Source organism: Mesorhizobium hawassense (assembly GCF_003289945.1).
Taxonomy (GTDB): Bacteria; Pseudomonadota; Alphaproteobacteria; order Rhizobiales; family Rhizobiaceae; genus Mesorhizobium; species Mesorhizobium hawassense.
Window position 1 is genome coordinate 60,158 of the sequence record NZ_QMBP01000025.1, and the last position, 14,827, is coordinate 74,984.

A 14,827-nucleotide genomic window follows, 5' to 3' on the forward strand; every position below is an offset into this window, starting at 1 on the left:
GACATGAACGACACCAAGAAACAGACGATCGAATCGCTCGCCGAGCGGACCAAGCGCGGCGAGATTTCGCGCCGCCAATTCGCGCAGCTCGCTGGCCTCGTGCTCGCCGGCACGCCGATGCTCTTGCGCTCGACCGGCGCTTTCGCCGAGACCAAAGGGCTGGTGCTGGTGAACTGGGGCGGCGACGCCATCACAGCCTACGACGCCGCCTATGGCCAGGCCTTCACCAAGGACACCGGCATCCCGGTGAAGATGGACGGCTCGGGCCCGACCGAAGGCGCCATCGCGGCGCAATTCAAGAGCGGCGCGCCGACCTGGGATCTCGTCGACGTCGATCCGTTCTCGGCCATCACGCTGGGCGGCCAGGGCATGCTCGAGCCGATCGACTACAAGGTCGTCGACAAGAGCAAGATGCGGCCGGGCTTCGGCTGGGAATATGCCGCCTCGACCTACTTCTTCTCCTATGTGATCGCCTACGACTCGCAGAAATTCGGCTCCAACGCGCCGACCGGCATGGCCGATTTCTTCGACGTCAAGAAATTCCCCGGGAAGCGATCGCTCTACAAATGGGGCGTGTCGAGCTGGGAAGCCGCCCTTCTCGCCGACGGCGTCGCACCCGCATCGCTCTATCCGCTCGACCTCAAGCGCGCGCATGACAAGATCGCCGCCTTCAAGGAAAACGTCGTCTCCTATTGGGGCGGCGGCGCCGAGAGCCAGAGCGTGCTGCTCAATGGCGAAGCCTCGATGGCGATCGTGTGGTCGACCCGCGCCTCGCTGATCGAGCAGGACTCCGGCGGCCAGATCAAGTTCATCTGGGACCAGGGCCTGATTTCGCCCGGCGCGCTCGCGGTGCTGAAGAACAATCCCGGCGGCAAGGACGCAGCGATGAAGTTCATCGCCAGCACGCAGGATCCGCAGAAAGAGCTGGTCATGTTCGACAAGCTCGGACAGGGCCCGGCCAATCCTGCGGCCGATGCGCTGATCCCGGCCGACAAGAAGCGCATCAACCCGGTCGATCCGGAAAACATGAAGAAGCAGATCGCGCTCGACATGGATTGGTACGCCAAGAACTACGGCGCGGCGCTCGACGAATACACCAAGATCATCTCGGCCTGATCGGGCCGAGAGCTTCTTGACGACGATGAGAGGCACCCTCTCCGACAGGATGGGCGCGGCGCTGTTGATGGCGCCGCTGCTCCTGTTCCTGATCCTTGCCTATGCCTGGCCGTTTCTCGGCGTGGTGAAGTGGAGTTTTACCCTCCCCACCCCCGGTCTCGGCCAGTATCACGCCCTGCTTACCGACGAGCTGGTGCAGTCGGTGTTCATCCGCACGCTGCGCATCGCGGCGATCGTCACCGTCGTTTCGGTCACCGCCGCCTATGCCATCACCGTGGTGTGGGTGCGCGGCAGCCCGGTGCAGCGCGTGCTTGCCGAATTCTGCATCCTGGTGCCGTTCTGGATCTCGGTGCTGACACGCGCCTTCGGCTGGGTGGCGCTGCTCTCCAATCGCGGCCTGATCAACACCTGGCTGCAATCGATCGGCTTCATCTCCGAGCCGCTGACCCTGGTGCGCAACGAGTTCGGCGTCATCGTCGGCATGTCTCATTTCTTGATCCCCTTCGCGGTGTTCCCGCTGGCGTCCGCCATGCGCAGCCTGGACGAGCGCGTGCTGCTCGCGGCGCGCGGCCTAGGCTCCAGCCGCATGCGCACCTTCTGGACGGTGTTCGTGCCGATGACGCGCTCCGGCATCATCGGTTCGGCGCTGATCACCTTCGTGTTCTCGCTGGGGTTCTTCGTCACGCCGGCAATCCTCGGCGGCGGCCGCTCAGTGATGATCGCGGAGTTGATCTATCTGCGCATCTTCCAGAGCCCGGACTGGGGGCTTGGTGCTGCCATCAGCGTCGTGCTGGTGGTGTTCGTCGGCGCGCTGATGGCGCTGCTCTTCCGCTACGTCAAACCGAAGCAATTGGTGTAGCGCCATGCCCACCTACCGTCCCGGTCCCGTCTCGCTTGCCCTCGCCGTGCTGGTGGCGCTGTTCCTGCTGATGCCGCTGCTTGCGGTCATCCCGGTGTCGCTGACACCGAGCCGCATGCTGACCATGCCGACGGGTGAATTGTCGCTGCGCCATTACCGCTCGCTGATCGAGGACCCCCGCTGGCTGGACTCCATCCTGCTCTCGCTCAGGATCGGCATCGTCAGCAGCATCCTCTCCACGGCGTTGGCGCTCACCTTCAGCCTGGGCGTGTGGATGTTCCAGCCGCGCTTTACGGCTGCCCTCGTCGGCTTCGTGCTGCTGCCGATGGTGGTGCCGCCGGTGGTCTCGGCGGTGACGCTCTATTTCCTGCTCACCTCGGTCTCCGGCCTGACCTCGTACTTCGGCTACGACACCTGGCTGGGTGTGGCCATGGCGCATTCGGTGATGACGGTGCCGTTCGCCACGGTGCTGCTTCTCGTTTCGCTCAGCCAACTCGACCGCCGCATCGACCTCGCCGCGCGCGGCCTGGGCGCCAGCGTGTGGGAGCGCGCGACGCGCGTCATCATGCCCAACATCAAGTTCGGCATCGTCACAGCCGCGCTTCTGTCCTTCGTGCTCTCCTGGGAAGAGATCGGCGTGACCTTGTTCATCACGTCGGTCAACGCGATCACCCTGCCCCGCCTGATGTGGATGGGCCTGCGTGACAACATCGATCCGGCGATCGCGGCACTTTCGGTGATCCTGATCATCATCACCGTGCTGGTGCTCATCGCGCGCAGCCTGATCACGCGGCGCAACGCCTCGGCTTAGAGCAATTCCAGGAAAAGTGTGAGCGGTTAGGCTCGGCGACTTCGTCGTAGCTTTCCCGTTCGGAATTGCGTCAAGACAAAGAGATAGGGCCGTTCGCCGTTTCCGTGAAACGGTGAAACGCTCTAGGGTGTGGTTTGAATTAAAGAGGCCCGCCGGGAGCGGCGGGCCTCTTACGGAGCCGGAGTGGAAGTCCAGCGCCGTCATGATCCGGGGGTGTGGATCGCCTCGAAATTTAGCCAACGAGGCTCAGCCGGGCGACTTACAAATCCGTAATCTTCAGGTCGGCAAGAGCGAATGCCGCCGGCGAAAAATGGCGTATTATCATTGCCTTGCGAGCACTCACGACCGCGCCGGTGCAACGTGCTTCAATCAAAAGTGATGGATGCCGGCGAGGCGTGGAGCCGGATCGGCCCGCCGGTCCGCCGCGATTGGATGCTGGCTACCGGTCTCCCGGCAGCATTCTGGTCAGGATCGCGTCCCGGCGAACGAAGTGATGATAGAGCGCAGCCGCGGCGTGTATGCCGGCCATAATCAATACGCCGTTGGCGCAGAGTGAATGCAGCTCGCGAATGGTGCGCGCGGTGGCCCGGTCCGGAGCAAAGGGCGCGGGTATTGTGAACAGGCCGAAAAAGCTCAGCGCGTCGCCCCGAAACCAGGTCAGCAGGATACCGAGGACGGGAATGGCGATCAGCAGGGCATAGAGAATGAAATGCCCGATCTTCGCCGCTGCCTGCTCGGGGGCGGACATTTCCGAGGGAAGTCCGGGCGCGCCCCGAAGGCCGCGCAACACCACTCGCCAGAATACGAGCGCGGCCAAGAGAAGGCCAAACGAAATGTGCAAACGCCAGAAGAATGCTACCGCCGGGTCCCCGCGCGAATAAAACGCGTCGCCATAGGTCAGCGCATAGAGCAGGACGACGAGGACGAATAGTGTCCAGTGAAGGAACTTCTGGGCGGACGTGTAGGTCGTGGCGACGGCCATGCTGCGCGGCTCCGTTAGCAGGGCTCCCCGTTTCGAACGCGTTCCCGGCAGACTTGTGGCCGCAAAATTAAGAATTCGTAAGGCTTCGACGAAGGGACGAGACGCCCGCGATAGCGCCCCGGATTGCGGTCTCTTTGCATCCACGCCGTCCAGGCGCCGCGCAGACGAAGGCCCCCCGGCCTCGTCCGTGCGTTGCAGGCAATTCAGGCAGCCTGCGGCCGCCGCATCCTCTCGACAAAAGCCTGCCTTGCCGGTCCGGCAAGCGGCTTGTCCATGGCCAGCAGGCCGTCGAGCAACGCCAGAAGTTCGCGCGCTGCCGAAGACTTGCAGGAATAATAGACCATCTGACGATCGCGGCGGGTTTCGACCAGGCCAAACCTGCGCAGTTTGGCCAAGTGTTGCGACAGCGCCGACTGGCTGAGTTCGACCTTGTCGGCGAGCACGCCGACAGAAAGTTCGCCCTCGGCGAGGTAGTTCATGATGAGCAGACGCTTCTCGTTGCCCATCACCGCAAGAAAGGCTGCCGCGCTTTCTGCGTTAGCGGTAAGTTTCTTGGTTACCATCGATTTCCCCATGGTTCATGCTCTTCCGAAGGCCATGGGGGCAATGGCTTCAGAGTTCCAGAGCGTTGATCGGCCTGCCCCGATTTGGACACGGGACCTGCCCTGCTTCTTTTCGACCAGAACCCCTTCGTAACCCGGTTGCCACCACGTCGGAGTTGCTGGTCAGGGACAAAATGCGCGGCGCTTTCCCTAGCCAAGTCAATGCAGACTCGGAAAAATTCCACGCTGCTAATGCGTATCAGCGCTGCGCTCTTTCGGCAAGAATATAACGAGGCCCGCAAAAAACAACGGCCAGGCGAGGAAGCACGCCAGCCGCCGTGCCCGGCTGACGAGACCCCGCCGCCATGTTGCCGCGACTCACCCCCAACCTCGAGCCGTGCTAATATTAGCCGGGAAAAAGAGGGGCCGGGCGAGAGGAGGAAGCAATGTCGGCTGTGCGCAACACATTCACCCCCGATGAGACGGCCATGCTTGGCCGTGTCTACGAGAACGGCAATATCGAGGGCGAGACCGCCGAGCAGAAGGAAGCGCGTTCCTCGCGCATCATCGCCAATTACATGGCGGGCATTACCGACGAGGCGGAGTTGATCGAGCTGTCGCGGAGGCCGCTTGGACGATGATCGGCGCCTTGAGGCCGCCGGGGAGCGGATTCACGTCAAGTTGACGTGATGGCATGGAACCCCCTGAAGAGCATCGCGTTGCGACGCTTTCGACAGACAGGGATTTTTACAATGATCCAAGGATGGTTTTCCAAGCCGGTGGAAGTAGCCGTCGGCGTAGCGGGCTCTATCCGGCATATCTCCAACGCCGAGCAGGCTGTCGAGTTGCTGACCGGCCAATGGCGCGATGCCGGCAGCGCCCTGCATGGCGCGGCGTTGCGTGCCTGCCGCCGGGCAATCAGCGGCGACGTCGCGGCGGACAATGCCAGGGAGGCTTTCATCAGCGCGGCGCGCGAGGCGCATGTGCTGGTGGAATAAGCGGGGCTTTTGGTTCCGCAGGCATGCCTAGCGACAGAAAAGCCATGGAAGCACCGTCACGGCGAAGGCTGCCTAAGACAGCAGGATTGCGGCCCGAAAAATGCACATGGCCAGGGAAAGCGGCGTGAGCATGCCTGGCGGTGCCGGACCTCATGGATGGCGCAGATTGACGGGAGGCCGGCGTAACGGGCGAAACCGAGCCTTGTCCGCTTGTGCCTGAAAGCGGCTACGCTCGGTCTCCTTGTAGAGCCCGAAAGCGGTCGCCATCAGCGTGGCGACGGTCATGGTGGATGCAAGCACGACGATAAGCATGAGAGGTCTTCCCGCGTTTCATTAGCCTGCACCTGCAATAGCGCCCTACGCGAGGGCGCGTCAGTGACTTTGGTCACATGAGGCTCGCGTATCCCCGGGTGCCCGTGGGCCAGTCCGAACGCAGTGGGCCGTTACCTAAAATTCTTCGGAACCTAATGCGCGGTGGTTGGTTAACGCGCGGGTCGGCAATCGCCCTCGGCCTGCATCGGCGCCGTCCGGCGCCGCTCGCTTGCCCAAAGAACAATCATAAGAACGGAGAAAGTGATGAACGATGTCTGGTTTTCCGAACCGGTCGTGATCGATTTCCAGCCAAACGGCCAGCGCAAGGTGTCGAGCTGCTTCGAGGCGATGGAGTGCCTCGACCAGCGTTGGCCGGGCCAGGCGCGCGACGGCACCTGGCGCTCGGCCAGCCGCGTCTGCCGCGACGCGCTCGACGGTCTGCGCAGCCCGGTGGAAGCCCGCAAGACCTTGCGCAAGGCGGCCAAGGTCGCGGGCCTGCTCGGCTAGTTCGTTTTTCAGCCATGTGAACGGCCCGTTTCTGACGAAGAAGCGGGCCGCGACGCTGGCTCTGATGGCCTTGTCAAACGACCGCTATCGCGTCGACCTCTATGAGGTAGCCCGGGGACATTATCGCCACCCCGACCACCACATTCGCTGGCTTGTGGTCTCCAAACAGCGCAATCTGCGCTTCCTCGATGATCGGAACGTGTTCATCGCGTTTATAATCGACAATGTAGATCGTGATCTTGCAAACCTGTTCAGGGCGTGCGCCCGCAGCACGGAGCGCCCGGCCGAGATTGCCGAATGCCAGGCGCGCTTGCGCCGCAAAATCACCATGCCCAACGAGCTCGCCGTGTATGTCTTCGGGCTGCTGACCCGAGACGAACACCAGCCTCGACCCCGTCGCCACGACGACCTGTGTGTACATCTCCGGGGTTGGCAGATCGTCCGGGTTAATGAGTTCGAGCGACATCAAATAATCCTCCTGTTTCGTTCGACCAATCGACATTGGCGATCACCGCGCCGTCGGCACGCGGGACGATGGCAAAGCGTCGGCGCTGATGCGCGTGGCGGTCAGCGGCATGGTGAGGCCGTTTCGTTCGAGTGTGTGACGATAGAGTCGACGGGCCGCCGCGCGGCGCCTAACTTTTGACTCATCCGTCTATTCGTCGCGGGCCTCAGCGAGGAGGCGACGATGAGAATACGTTACGGGACGGAGTTGAGACAAGCCGAGCGCGACGAACAGGCATGCGGCGTGCGCTCAAACGAGCCCAAATCCTGCTGGCCAAAGCGTAACCGCGCCCGCTGGGTGGCAGCCGAAGCGACGACCGGCGCATACTCTCGGGGCGGCAACAACGCTCCCGGTTGGGGAACTTGAAAACGCCGGTCGCTGGGCTTCGGGGCGCCTGTTTGTTCAGGCCTTTTCATTTGGGCGAGTCGGCCGCCGGACCGCAACGCGAGCGACGGAGCGTGGTAAACGGGAGGTTACTATCCACAGGCCGCCCGTTGGAACAGGTCAGCCGAAACCGCCAAGCACTTCCGGAAACTGCACCGCCATCGCGCCTTCATCCGCTTGCCTGGCGTAGATCCCGTGCATCTTCGTGCCGTCATATCTGGCCCGGCGGCGCTGCACGTCCTTGCCGAAAAGACCGGCAACGGCGTCGAACCGCCGCAAGAAGCGCTTCGTCATGCCGCGTTCGAAAGGTATGCGCTGCTCGAAGGGCTTGCCCCAGGGCGTGTCCCTGGCCAGATCGCGCCAGATCCTCAGCGCTTCGAGTTCGACCCCGACTTGATTGCCCCACGGCTTGCCGCCGGCGAAATGCCTGGCCCAGGCCTGGGAGAAACGAAACTCCCTCGTTCCAAGCGATTGCAGGTTCCAGTTCGGGTGCATCGTCTGCCATTTGCCCTCGAAGACGATGTTGAGGGCATTCTGGTCGTTCATCTTGCCATCAATGGCGGTGTTGCGCGTGCGCTCCAACAACCCATCCGCCCGGACGGCGTTCATGTCGAAGACGACGACGCCGGAATTGAAATAGGGCGCGCCCGGCTTCAGCCCGAGCTTTTGCCGGTAGGACGGCCGCAAATACATGTAGTCATCATGCGCCGCGAGCATGGGAGCGCGCAGCTGCTGCCCAGCCAGGTCGTTGATATCCCTGTTGAAGAGAACATCGCAGTCTGTGTAGGCGATGCGATCATATTGCGCGAAAACGGGAAGCTGATCGGCGAAAAGACGAATGTAGGCGGCGACGCTGTAGGTTCCGAAGCGGAAGCCGTAGCTGGTCATGAAATCCGCGACGTCGACAAGCTCGACCTTGTCTTTCAACAGATGGCGGCCGGCTTCGAGATCCGGTGCGCTAGCGCCGGTGTAGAGCAGACAGCCGTCGATCGGCGCGGAGACGTCGACGATCCGGCGCGCTGCCAGGCAGGCATACGGAAAATACTCGGCATCTGCCGCCAGGAAGAAACACCTCGTCATTCGCACCGCAACCCTTATTTTGACGCGGTGCGTGCCACAAAATGCGCCTCGACGAAAGCCTCGATCGGACCGGTGAGCGAGGCGGCCTCGCGCTTGACCTTGTCATCGTCCCAGCGCCACCACTGGATCGCCAGCAGCTTCGCTATGATCTCCTCGGGGAATCGATATCTGATCAGCCGGGCCGGAGTCCCGCCGACGATCGCGTAGGGCGGCACGTTTTTGGTGACGACGGCGCCGGCGCCGACGACCGCGCCATCGCCGATCTCCACGCCCGGCAGGATCATCGCGCCATTGCCGATCCAGACGTCATTGCCGACGCTGATGCCAGCCGCCTTGCCGCCTTTTGCGATCGGCTCCGGCTGATTCAGCAACCGGCTGTAGATTGGAAACGAGGTTGCGCTCTCGGTCGGATGCTGGCCGGAGCAGATGAAAACCACCCGACCGGCAACCGAGCAGAAGGCCCCGACTTGCAGCGGAGCATCCTTCAAGGGGGCCAGGACCTTTCGCCACGTCACGCCATAGGTGTGACGGCCAACGGTCACATGCTCCGGCAATCCGGAGCGCATGTCCCGCAGCCATTTGGAAAGCACCGACATCCAGATCTCTCCCCAACACTTCTGCGACATAGCCTCGGACCGCCCGAACCATCAACCGGGAACTTTGGCCGGCGCAAGGGAGCGATCCGCCGAGATCCTGTTATCCGCGCACCTGCATCGGGGAAATTTCGAGTGGATTGCGGTTGCCTGTGTTGGTAGTGGGAGCGTGTCAGACACATCTCCCATAGAGCGAATGAACGACGTTTTTGGCTATATCGCCTATGGCGACAACGAGGTTTATCACTTTGGCGCGCTGCTCAGCGCGCTTAAGCTTTTGCACAATTGCCCGGGCGCCAAAATAATCGTCGCAACCGACAGGCCCGAAATTTTTCGCCCATACCCCATCGAGACGATCACAATAACCGCTGACCAGAAAGAGTTGATGTCTTTCGGCTGGCGCTATCATTTCGGCATCAAGGCGGCATCCCTGATCGAGATCCTGAAGCGTGCGGACCGCCTCATCTTCATGGACTCGGACCACTATCCCTATATCGATCCATCCAGAGGGTTCCGACAGATTTCGCCGACCCGTTCCTTCATGCGCAAGTGCGAGGGCGAGCATCGGCTCTACCCGGTTCTCGCAGGCGAAGGCGTCAAAATCGGAGACTATACACTGACCGGCCACGAACCGATGTGGCAGAGCGGAATCCTTGGCATTCATCGAGCCAATGCCGGTGCATTGACCGAGGCCTATTCCGCGATGCTGGCCGTACGCGAATTGACCAACACAGACGCGCCGGAGCAGTTTTGCATCGGTGTCGCGCTCTCTCGAAATGGCCTGGCTCTGAGCCGGCACCACCTTCCGGTCAGCGACTACAATACGCGTGGCAAGAAGGCTTTCGCCAGCCCGCGCGTGCTGCAGTTCTTCGAGATCCACGGTGACGTTCCAATTGCCAAGCAGATAAGGAAAGCCGGCTGGTACCGTCTATGGCGATCTCCCACGGACCTATGGCGGCAACGGGACAGGTGGTCGCTGTAAGCTGGCGGTGAGAACTCACGGCAGAAGAAGAATGTCTCGCTGATCGAGCACGTCGCGAATATCCATTTCCGTTTCGGACTTGCCGCTGAAGACGATGCATCGTCTGTAGTGACTGGAGAGATATTCGGCCATTTCCGCAGTTTTCACCGGTCCATACCGCCAAGGACCATACTCCATGAGAATCGGCACTCGAAGCCGCACCAGTTCGGCCATGGACTTCAGCGCTTCAGGCTCGGCGCCTTCGATATCCATCCATACCAAACCGACATCCTCAGCGCTGACCTTGGCCTCGGCGAGGATGCCGTCAACACGACGAAGCGGTACCCGAACCGATCGTGAGCTGCCATTTGGCTTGATCACACTGCTCGCGCCAAAATTTTTATCGCCGAAATAGAGGTCGATAGAACCTTCATCGTCACCGGCCGCGCATTCAAAGACAGTCACAGCGCTGGAAAGCTCGTTGAGCGACAAATTATGCTTCAGTAGCTTGAGATTGCGCGGATCCGGCTCGACCGAGACGGCTTGATCGAATTTGCCGCTGCGCATCAGATAGACCGTGTGGGTGCCTATGTTCGCGCCGAGTTCCAGCAACACCTTCCCCTTCGGAACTCCGACTAGGTCAAGAACCCGATTGGCCAAATCGCGCTGGTAGTGCCCCTTCCGGAACAGGTCCTTGCCGATGGTTTCCCGCGGAGAGAATGTGAGAATGTGATCGTCAAACTGTTTCGTGACGAGAATGACGTCGTCCTGCAGAGCCAGTAGGCTGACAGTCTGAAACCAGTCGAAAGACCTGAGTTTCGCGAACAACCCGTCGCGCAAATGACGGATCGCTTCTTCTACTGGCACGAAAATCTTCATGCGGCCGCTTATTGGCTGCAATTTCCCTGTTTGCAAGCGTTCAGCCGAAACGGCTCTGCTCAAGCCGTTGCACAAACCCCGGCATCCAAGAATTGAAGGGCGGACTTCCCTTTCTCCCGACGTCAAGTTATGCAGGCCAAATGGGTCTGAAGATTGTCGATATCATAACCAGAGCGCCGGCAGTCATCGCGGCGAAGGAAGTCAGAAATGGCCTAGTATACAAGGCTTTCGAGTATCGGAGCCGAGCTGCCGGACGCGCTTTTGCAGATGGTCTCAAGGCCATCGATACATCGCGTATCTGCATTACGGTGGCGTTCAACACGCCCTGGGTCATAGATGCACTGGCCAAGGCCTGGAAAATGCACCCGCCCGGAATGACCCTGGCAGTCGTCGACAATTCGACCGATCAGGCATCGAGAGAAGCAATAAAAAGCATCTGCAAGGTGAGAGGCGTGCCTTATCTGGCGCTTCCGACGCGGGTGGAAAAACATCTGTCGAGATCGCACGGGACCGCGATAAGCTGGGCCTATCATAACATCATACGGCACCTGGAGCCCGAGTTATTCGGCTTCATCGATCATGACTGTTTCCCGGTGGTGCCATTTGACATCCCGGCCAGGATGGAAGGCAAGGCTGTCTACGGCAAGCTGTTCCTTCCAGGTCGAAATCATATCCACGAGCCGAAACCGACCGATCGACACTGGAATTTATGGGCGGGCTTCTGTTTCTATCGCTTCTCCGCCACGGTGGGGCGAAAGCTGAACTTCGAGCCCCGCTTGAACATGGGGCTCGATACTGGCGGCGCAAACTGGAACGTCCTTTACTCGCATTTGGACAGGGCAAGCGACGTTGCCACAGCCACCGCTCGGGAAACCCCGATGACGATGGCGGGGGCGGTCGGGCACCATGAGATCATCGAGGAGGCATTCTTCCATGTTGCCGGCGTATCCGACCCTGACCGTCCCAGTTATCACCGCAGAACAACCGACCATCGAAAATTGATCCGCGACTATGTCTGGAATACATATCTTGGCGGCACGAGCGGCAGTGTAGCCCAGGACTTCTGAGCGCTGCGCGTCAAACGTCCGCGTCGAAGGCGGTTCCGCGGAGCCGCCTGTTTCTATGGTCTATCTGGCGGAGGAACCCTGCGAAGTGGGGGCGCCCCCGGCAGGATTCGAACCTGCGACCATCGGCTTAGAACGCCGGTGCTCCATACAGCTGAGCTACTAACCCGCCAGACAAACGTTAAGCCGCGTGCAAAGTCGGTATAGCGCTTACGTCCACTTCCCGTTCGGCGTGCCAGGCATCATGGGCCGCCTGCATGCGAAGCCAGATTGCAGCGCCGTCGCCGAACATTTTTCCGAGCCGAGCCGCAACGGCCGGCGAAACCGGCTTCCGTTCACTGGTGATATCGTAGAGCTGCTGCCGAGAGATTCCGAGCAGCCTGGCAATTTCCACCTTGGTCTTTCCAGTTGCCGGGATGATGTCCTCAAGCAGCGCTCCCGGGTGGGATGGGCAACGCTCGATCGGATGCTTCGGCTTGTGCTCGCTCATAAACCTAACTTCCCCAGTCTGTCCGCCTCAATGATACTGCTCGAAATCGACGCGGGCGGCGTCTTCGCCGTCGAATTCAAATGTGATGCACCATGGACCGTTCACGTGAACCGTATAGCGGGTCGGCTCGAAGCCGGTCGAGCCTAGCGCGATGAGCGCTGCGTTGCCATTTGCCTTGGCGAAATCCAATTCGCCATCGGCAAATTTCAGCAGTCGCCGTCGCGTGTCCGCATTTTCGGCATCTTGACTCGCAGCAAAATGTGGCGTGATTTTATTCAAATGGATCCGTCGCGGTGGGGTGCGGTGATGTCCACCTTTGTGAGATCGGTGCTGCTATCTTTCCTCGTGGCTACGTGCGCTGAACGAGCCGAGGCCGCCATCAAAATCTGCAATCAGTTCTCTCAGACTGTTTATTTTGCGATGGCCTACGCCCAACCCGGCTTTGACAACTCCTACATTTCCCGAGGGTGGCTCGTGTTGTCTCCAAATGGAGGCTGCGATCAATTCGATAGCGCTCTCCATTTGTCTGTCTTTTGGTACTACGCAGAAACCAATCAGTATACAGTGCGCAAGCATGTCAAGAACATTAATATGTGGGGGAATGTCAGACCGGATAAACAGTTTTGGATTGCGACAAACTCCTTTAATTTTATCAATAATCTAAATGAGAGACAGTCGTCGCCAGGCGACCCCGGGGCACGTCTGGTTGGATTTACACGTTCCGTTGAATCCAAGGATTCGGAGTTGGACGAAACTCTGACCATTGAGGCCGACGGAATTAACGTCTCTCAGAGTTTCAGCAGCGGCCAGTGACGCTGAATGTTATAGGCGAGCGCTATTGTCGTTGAGGCCAGCCGCAAGCTGCTTTCCGGGCAAGCGATGGCGATACTTGGTGGATGCCAATTGCTCACCCAACCTGACAAGGTAGGCAGCCAAAACGACAACATATTGAAATTGTTGACCAAAAAAGGAGATTGGCGATCCCGGCAGGATTAACCGAAGCTAGCTGAATCAACGGCTTATGCCTCCTAACCTAACGCTTTTGCCCCATTGAATCTCATAGCGCTTTTCCCGCATCGCCTAACCATCAGACGCGCGAACCAACGGGCGCTAACCAATTCCGCCAACCGGAACCACCCACTTTGAAAATTCTAAATATTCGACCGGAGCCGCCCGGCTGCGGCAACGTCATCGCGCGCGTCGATGTGGAAATTGACGAGCACATTCGGCTGTTCAATTTGAAAGTATCGCGGCGACCCGAAGGCGGCTTTGCCGTGTTCGCACCGAACGCCAACGGCGCTCGAGCCGCGACTTTCTCACGTTACCTTGTCGACAAAATTGCCACCGCGGCTGTCGCCGTGCTGAAGGAGCCGATGCCGCATGGTCGCCATCACACCATATAAGTGGAAGGATCCAGCCTCGCTTCCGCTCCGTGGAGAGGACTGGCGCGACAAGCCAGCCCTTGAGGACGTCGACCCGAAGATCATGGAATGGATGCGGCAAGCGGCAGGCGCGCATGGGATTCTCACTGAAGCCGCAGACGCGGCGGCTCAGGCCACTCCAAAAGCCGCGAACGACAACAAGCCGCTGCCTTTCCTCAACCCAGCCGATTGGCATGGGCAGCCGGTTCCAACCCGCCAATGGTTTTTGGAGGGCCTGATCCCCGCTCGGCACGTGACAATCCTGGCCGGTGACGGTGGCGTAGGTAAGTCGCTGCTGGCGTTACAGATCGCCGCGGCAAGCGCCATGAGTTGCGAAACTCTTGGTACGCGCCCTGCCGCCGGCCGCGCGCTGTATCTGGGCGCCGAGGATGAGGCCGACGAATTCCACCGCCGCCTGGCAGAGATTGCCGATGGACACGAGCGAAGCTTGGCCGACCTATCCGACTTGCGCCTGATACCTCTCGCCGATCGTGACGCGCTGCTGGCCGTTCCGGACAGGAGTGGCAACATGACGAAGACGGCGGTATTAGGTTCACTAATCGAACTCGTGACCGACTTCCGGCCTGGCCTCCTTGTGCTCGACACCTCGGCCGACCTGTTCGGAGGGGATGAAATTAAGCGAGTTCAGGTTCGGCAGTTCGTAGCGATGCTTCGAACCATCGCAATCGACTGCGACGTCGCCGTGCTGCTGCTTTCGCACCCATCCTTGCAGGGCATGCAATCGGGATCCGGTTCTTCCGGTAGTACGGCCTGGAGCAATTCGGTGCGGTCACGCCTGTACCTGACGCACGCCAAAGAAGACGAGGACGGCAGGCTTCTTACGACCAAAAAGGCCAATTATGGCAAGCTCGGCAACGAGCTGAAAATCCGTTGGCGCGACGGCATGTTTGTTCCAGACGATGGCAAACCATCGCCTGCGGCTGGCCTGTTAAAGCAGCGGGCCGTTGAGACCTTCCGCACCCTCCTCTCGACCATCAACCGAGCAGGTATCCGGGTGGCACCAACCAAGGGCGTGAACTACGCGCCGAGGGTGCTGGCGGAACGCAAGGATGCCGGCGGCATCAAGGCGAAGCAGTTCGAAGAGGCGATGCAGCAGCTGCTGGATGACGGACTGATTAAGGTCGTACTCGAGGGACCACCGAGCCGACCGCGGCAGCGGCTGATACTATCATCGGAAGACTACGGTCCGCAGGATGCGGAAAGCTAACCTTCCAGCAAAGCCTTCCACCCCACTTCCACCCTGTTCCACCCCCTTTCCCTTCCACCCCCTATACCCCCCGCTGAGGTGGAACACCCTGCCAC

General features: G+C 60.4%; 19 protein-coding genes. 10 read left to right on the plus strand and 9 right to left on the minus strand.

The window, feature by feature from the left end; translation table 11 throughout:
- Positions 1 to 3 precede the first annotated feature (3 nt).
- From DPM33_RS32165 to DPM33_RS32175, 3 genes are read left to right on the plus strand one after another with little or no spacing between them, the layout of a single operon-like run.
- Positions 4 to 1,116: an ABC transporter substrate-binding protein gene (locus DPM33_RS32165; protein WP_112101392.1), complete on the plus strand. Its 1,113-nt coding sequence runs from the start codon at positions 4 to 6 to the stop codon at positions 1,114 to 1,116.
- A gap of 25 nt (positions 1,117 to 1,141) precedes the next feature.
- Positions 1,142 to 1,975, plus strand: a complete 834-nt coding sequence (locus DPM33_RS32170; protein WP_112101393.1) for an ABC transporter permease — start codon at positions 1,142 to 1,144, stop codon at positions 1,973 to 1,975.
- A gap of 4 nt (positions 1,976 to 1,979) precedes the next feature.
- Positions 1,980 to 2,786 (plus strand): ABC transporter permease, encoded by an 807-nt coding sequence (locus DPM33_RS32175; protein ID WP_112101394.1) that lies wholly within the window; start codon positions 1,980 to 1,982, stop codon positions 2,784 to 2,786.
- A 439-nt stretch (positions 2,787 to 3,225) separates the two neighbouring features.
- On the opposite strand, the gene DPM33_RS32180 is transcribed toward DPM33_RS32175, so the two are convergent.
- Positions 3,226 to 3,768 carry a cytochrome b gene (locus DPM33_RS32180; RefSeq protein WP_112101395.1) on the minus strand — a complete coding sequence of 181 codons (543 nt, stop codon included), beginning with the start codon at positions 3,766 to 3,768 and terminating at the stop codon, positions 3,226 to 3,228.
- 203 nt (positions 3,769 to 3,971) lie between these two features.
- Entirely contained in the window at positions 3,972 to 4,331 is a 360-nt protein-coding gene (locus DPM33_RS32185; protein WP_040988334.1) for an ArsR/SmtB family transcription factor, read from the minus strand.
- A gap of 425 nt (positions 4,332 to 4,756) precedes the next feature.
- Here DPM33_RS32185 and DPM33_RS32190 point away from each other — a divergent pair, with 425 nt between their 5' ends.
- Together DPM33_RS32190 and DPM33_RS32195 are read left to right on the plus strand one after the other, a co-directional pair.
- Positions 4,757 to 4,951 (plus strand): hypothetical protein, encoded by a 195-nt coding sequence (locus DPM33_RS32190; protein WP_112101396.1) that lies wholly within the window; start codon positions 4,757 to 4,759, stop codon positions 4,949 to 4,951.
- Between the two features lie 111 nt (positions 4,952 to 5,062).
- Positions 5,063 to 5,308: a DUF982 domain-containing protein gene (locus tag DPM33_RS32195; protein WP_112101397.1), complete on the plus strand. Its 246-nt coding sequence runs from the start codon at positions 5,063 to 5,065 to the stop codon at positions 5,306 to 5,308.
- Between the two features lie 150 nt (positions 5,309 to 5,458).
- On the opposite strand, the gene DPM33_RS36475 is transcribed toward DPM33_RS32195, so the two are convergent.
- Positions 5,459 to 5,620, minus strand: coding sequence for a hypothetical protein (locus DPM33_RS36475; protein WP_167449290.1), 162 nt, complete (start codon positions 5,618 to 5,620; stop codon positions 5,459 to 5,461).
- A gap of 264 nt (positions 5,621 to 5,884) precedes the next feature.
- Between DPM33_RS36475 and DPM33_RS32200 the strand changes: the two genes are divergently transcribed.
- Positions 5,885 to 6,127: a DUF982 domain-containing protein gene (locus DPM33_RS32200; protein WP_112101398.1), complete on the plus strand. Its 243-nt coding sequence runs from the start codon at positions 5,885 to 5,887 to the stop codon at positions 6,125 to 6,127.
- 73 nt (positions 6,128 to 6,200) lie between these two features.
- On the opposite strand, the gene DPM33_RS32205 is transcribed toward DPM33_RS32200, so the two are convergent.
- The 3 genes from DPM33_RS32205 to DPM33_RS37555 form a co-directional block, all read right to left on the minus strand.
- Positions 6,201 to 6,593, minus strand: coding sequence for a RidA family protein (locus DPM33_RS32205; RefSeq protein ID WP_112101399.1), 393 nt, complete (start codon positions 6,591 to 6,593; stop codon positions 6,201 to 6,203).
- Between the two features lie 543 nt (positions 6,594 to 7,136).
- A complete protein-coding gene (locus DPM33_RS32210; protein ID WP_112101400.1) occupies positions 7,137 to 8,096 on the minus strand; it encodes a glycosyltransferase family 8 protein in 960 nt (319 codons plus the stop codon).
- A 14-nt stretch (positions 8,097 to 8,110) separates the two neighbouring features.
- Complete coding sequence (locus tag DPM33_RS37555; protein ID WP_281004841.1) at positions 8,111 to 8,692, minus strand: CatB-related O-acetyltransferase; 582 nt, start codon at positions 8,690 to 8,692, stop codon at positions 8,111 to 8,113.
- 193 nt (positions 8,693 to 8,885) lie between these two features.
- Here DPM33_RS37555 and DPM33_RS32220 point away from each other — a divergent pair, with 193 nt between their 5' ends.
- Positions 8,886 to 9,671 (plus strand): hypothetical protein, encoded by a 786-nt coding sequence (locus tag DPM33_RS32220; protein ID WP_112101401.1) that lies wholly within the window; start codon positions 8,886 to 8,888, stop codon positions 9,669 to 9,671.
- Positions 9,672 to 9,686: 15 nt separating this feature from the next.
- Here the strand turns inward: DPM33_RS32220 and DPM33_RS32225 are convergent, their stop codons facing one another.
- Positions 9,687 to 10,529 carry an FkbM family methyltransferase gene (locus DPM33_RS32225; protein ID WP_112101402.1) on the minus strand — a complete coding sequence of 281 codons (843 nt, stop codon included), beginning with the start codon at positions 10,527 to 10,529 and terminating at the stop codon, positions 9,687 to 9,689.
- A 140-nt stretch (positions 10,530 to 10,669) separates the two neighbouring features.
- Between DPM33_RS32225 and DPM33_RS32230 the strand changes: the two genes are divergently transcribed.
- Positions 10,670 to 11,596: a hypothetical protein gene (locus DPM33_RS32230; protein ID WP_112101403.1), complete on the plus strand. Its 927-nt coding sequence runs from the start codon at positions 10,670 to 10,672 to the stop codon at positions 11,594 to 11,596.
- Positions 11,597 to 11,774: 178 nt separating this feature from the next.
- On the opposite strand, the gene DPM33_RS32235 is transcribed toward DPM33_RS32230, so the two are convergent.
- Together DPM33_RS32235 and DPM33_RS37200 are read right to left on the minus strand one after the other, a co-directional pair.
- A complete protein-coding gene (locus tag DPM33_RS32235; RefSeq protein WP_112101404.1) occupies positions 11,775 to 12,083 on the minus strand; it encodes a HigA family addiction module antitoxin in 309 nt (102 codons plus the stop codon).
- Between the two features lie 27 nt (positions 12,084 to 12,110).
- The gene (locus DPM33_RS37200) at positions 12,111 to 12,362 is read right to left on the minus strand and encodes a type II toxin-antitoxin system RelE/ParE family toxin (RefSeq protein ID WP_245442580.1); all 252 of its coding nucleotides are present in this window, start codon (positions 12,360 to 12,362) and stop codon (positions 12,111 to 12,113) included.
- On the opposite strand from DPM33_RS37200, the gene DPM33_RS32245 reads away from it, so the two are divergent.
- Positions 12,342 to 12,896 carry a DUF1036 domain-containing protein gene (locus DPM33_RS32245; RefSeq protein ID WP_112101405.1) on the plus strand — a complete coding sequence of 185 codons (555 nt, stop codon included), beginning with the start codon at positions 12,342 to 12,344 and terminating at the stop codon, positions 12,894 to 12,896. The two genes, DPM33_RS37200 and DPM33_RS32245, sit on opposite strands and share 21 nt — an antisense overlap.
- A 567-nt stretch (positions 12,897 to 13,463) precedes the next feature.
- Positions 13,464 to 14,732: an AAA family ATPase gene (locus tag DPM33_RS32255; RefSeq protein WP_112101407.1), complete on the plus strand. Its 1,269-nt coding sequence runs from the start codon at positions 13,464 to 13,466 to the stop codon at positions 14,730 to 14,732.
- The last annotated feature ends 95 nt before the right edge of the window (positions 14,733 to 14,827 follow it).

What these genes read in the sequence shown, in the direction of transcription:
- DPM33_RS32205 (WP_112101399.1), bottom strand. Translation starts at nt 6,593, where the DNA reads ATGTCGCTCGAACTCATTAACCCGGACGATCTGCCAACCCCGGAGATG.
- DPM33_RS32220 (WP_112101401.1), top strand. Translation starts at nt 8,886, where the DNA reads ATGAACGACGTTTTTGGCTATATCGCCTATGGCGACAACGAGGTTTAT.
- DPM33_RS32170 (WP_112101393.1), top strand. Translation starts at nt 1,142, where the DNA reads ATGAGAGGCACCCTCTCCGACAGGATGGGCGCGGCGCTGTTGATGGCG.
- DPM33_RS32210 (WP_112101400.1), bottom strand. Translation starts at nt 8,096, where the DNA reads ATGACGAGGTGTTTCTTCCTGGCGGCAGATGCCGAGTATTTTCCGTAT.
- DPM33_RS32180 (WP_112101395.1), bottom strand. Translation starts at nt 3,768, where the DNA reads ATGGCCGTCGCCACGACCTACACGTCCGCCCAGAAGTTCCTTCACTGG.
- DPM33_RS32245 (WP_112101405.1), top strand. Translation starts at nt 12,342, where the DNA reads ATGTGGCGTGATTTTATTCAAATGGATCCGTCGCGGTGGGGTGCGGTG.
- DPM33_RS32165 (WP_112101392.1), top strand. Translation starts at nt 4, where the DNA reads ATGAACGACACCAAGAAACAGACGATCGAATCGCTCGCCGAGCGGACC.
- DPM33_RS32195 (WP_112101397.1), top strand. Translation starts at nt 5,063, where the DNA reads ATGATCCAAGGATGGTTTTCCAAGCCGGTGGAAGTAGCCGTCGGCGTA.
- DPM33_RS32200 (WP_112101398.1), top strand. Translation starts at nt 5,885, where the DNA reads ATGAACGATGTCTGGTTTTCCGAACCGGTCGTGATCGATTTCCAGCCA.
- DPM33_RS32225 (WP_112101402.1), bottom strand. Translation starts at nt 10,529, where the DNA reads ATGAAGATTTTCGTGCCAGTAGAAGAAGCGATCCGTCATTTGCGCGAC.
- DPM33_RS37555 (WP_281004841.1), bottom strand. Translation starts at nt 8,692, where the DNA reads ATGTCGGTGCTTTCCAAATGGCTGCGGGACATGCGCTCCGGATTGCCG.
- DPM33_RS32235 (WP_112101404.1), bottom strand. Translation starts at nt 12,083, where the DNA reads ATGAGCGAGCACAAGCCGAAGCATCCGATCGAGCGTTGCCCATCCCAC.
- DPM33_RS36475 (WP_167449290.1), bottom strand. Translation starts at nt 5,620, where the DNA reads ATGCTTATCGTCGTGCTTGCATCCACCATGACCGTCGCCACGCTGATG.
- DPM33_RS32190 (WP_112101396.1), top strand. Translation starts at nt 4,757, where the DNA reads ATGTCGGCTGTGCGCAACACATTCACCCCCGATGAGACGGCCATGCTT.
- DPM33_RS32185 (WP_040988334.1), bottom strand. Translation starts at nt 4,331, where the DNA reads ATGGTAACCAAGAAACTTACCGCTAACGCAGAAAGCGCGGCAGCCTTT.
- DPM33_RS32230 (WP_112101403.1), top strand. Translation starts at nt 10,670, where the DNA reads ATGGGTCTGAAGATTGTCGATATCATAACCAGAGCGCCGGCAGTCATC.
- DPM33_RS32175 (WP_112101394.1), top strand. Translation starts at nt 1,980, where the DNA reads ATGCCCACCTACCGTCCCGGTCCCGTCTCGCTTGCCCTCGCCGTGCTG.
- DPM33_RS32255 (WP_112101407.1), top strand. Translation starts at nt 13,464, where the DNA reads ATGGTCGCCATCACACCATATAAGTGGAAGGATCCAGCCTCGCTTCCG.